The sequence below is a fragment of the Aurantimicrobium sp. genome (assembly GCF_036667855.1).
Taxonomy (GTDB): Bacteria; Actinomycetota; Actinomycetes; order Actinomycetales; family Microbacteriaceae; genus Aurantimicrobium.
On sequence record NZ_JAVWTF010000111.1, the window covers coordinates 1 to 1,648 of the forward strand.

At 52.5% G+C, this 1,648-nt stretch carries 3 protein-coding genes; 1 reads left to right on the forward strand and 2 read right to left on the reverse strand.

The window, feature by feature from the left end; genetic code table 11:
* Window positions 1–428: cysteine hydrolase family protein (locus RR877_RS10535; protein ID WP_332628232.1), on the forward strand; the 428-nt coding region annotated here is incomplete at its 5' end.
* On the opposite strand, the gene RR877_RS10540 is transcribed toward RR877_RS10535, so the two are convergent.
* Window positions 425–853 (reverse strand): hypothetical protein, encoded by a 429-nt coding sequence (locus RR877_RS10540; protein WP_332628234.1) that lies wholly within the window; start codon window positions 851–853, stop codon window positions 425–427. The genes RR877_RS10535 and RR877_RS10540 overlap by 4 nt on opposite strands.
* A 201-nt stretch (window positions 854–1,054) precedes the next feature.
* Entirely contained in the window at window positions 1,055–1,612 is a 558-nt protein-coding gene (locus RR877_RS10545) for a hypothetical protein (protein ID WP_332551536.1), read from the reverse strand.
* Window positions 1,613–1,648 lie beyond the last annotated feature (36 nt).

The following is a 1,648-nucleotide window of genomic DNA, read 5'->3' on the forward strand; positions in this document are numbered from 1 at the left end:
GTTCCTCGGGTCAGCCTGTGGTGCTTGTTCGTCATGATTCCAAGAAACAGGGTTCTCCGCTTGCGCCAGGGCAGTCAGGCAATGACCTCAAGAGCGGAATTGATGGTCCACATGACTTGTTCGTGACAAAGACCGTGAACTCTGCGTTCTATGGAACCCCAGATCTTGATGCTTGGTTGAAGCAAGAAGACATCAACGCCATCACGATATGCGGGATCATGACGAATTTCTGCTGCGAGACCACCGCACGCATGGGAGGAAACTTGGGTTACGACGTGACCTTCGTCCTCGATGCCACCGCAACCTTCGACAAGACCGACATGGACGGCGAAGTCATCCCTGCTGATCAGATTGCACGCACGACTGCAGCAAACCTCAATGGCGAATTCGCCACGGTTCGCTCAACCGCAGCGGTGCTGGGCTCTTAGTTAAGGATGGCCTTGTCGACCACGTGCATCACGAGGTCGATCCAGGCTTTGGGGTCAACCTTTTCAGGCGCGATATCGTCAACGACGCGACCTACGGTGTAAGCCTGAACGAAGACGGCAGCAGCGCGAGCATCGACATTCTCTGACATCCAGCCCTTGTTCTGGGCTTCGATGAAGAGGTCGGTGAAGGCATCCGTGAGGCGCTTCTGTTCAGCGCCTAGTGCTTCGTGGAAGCGAGGGCTGCTGTAGGTCAAGCTAGCTGCACGAGCGCGCTCGAGGCGGAAGCTAGAACGTGCTTGATCCTGGTTATAGATGTTGAGCTCACGCAGAGCTTCTAAGAGTTCTTCACGAGAGTTCACGGTGGCCAGAATCTGAGCCAATGCATCGATCGTGGCATCCACGTTCACGCCAAAGCGAGAGATCAAAGCAGCTTCAAGGAGATCCTCGAAGTCCTCGAAGTGGTGATAGAGCGAACCCTTGGAAACGCTGTGATGTGTTCTGGATCAGAACCATCCAGCAGTTCCGCCATTGTCTCAATCAGGCGATCGCGAGTGGGGTGTGAAGATTTCGCCATAGCTAATTCTAAACCCGGCCTTTACATATAAATACTGGACGAAAGGTATTTATTACTGGGCAGTTGCAGGCTCAACAGCAGAGTCGAAGAGCTTCTTGGCTTCTTTGCTGATGCCATATGCACTGACCACAATCTGAGGAACGCTAGACCCGGTTGCTTTACCCGTAATGACGGAGGTCATGACCAAATCGTTCTGAGTGTGCAGTTCAATGACAAAGTCTTTACCAGTAATGGTGAACACATTGTCAGAAAGCTTAAATTCAGCATCTTTCATGATGTCCGATGCCAGCAGTGTCTTCAGCGCATTGATGGAGATGGACTTGGGGTCATCAAAGGTGGGAGGGGTTTTGTCCGCAAGATTCGCGGTGACAACTTGCTTTCCCTTGGGGGCAGAGGGGGCATAAATGAGAACCAACTCTTTCTTGGCAACCGAGAGAGTTTCAGTTCCACCCTTTTCTGCAAAAGTCTTGATCGAGTTTTCGACAACCGCCGTGGCTGCATCTCGTGCAGCGTTGCCCGACAGGTTCTTGTGGTCGGTGATGCTGCAGGCAGACAGGACAGCGGTAATGAGAAGAGCGACCATGGTCGCACCGATAAAGCGCTTAGACATAGCTACAACCCTACCGAGAGTTTCTTATGTGCTGGC

Coding starts and splice junctions, on each gene's coding strand:
- RR877_RS10545 (WP_332551536.1), bottom strand. CDS start 1,612: ATGTCTAAGCGCTTTATCGGTGCGACCATGGTCGCTCTTCTCATTACC.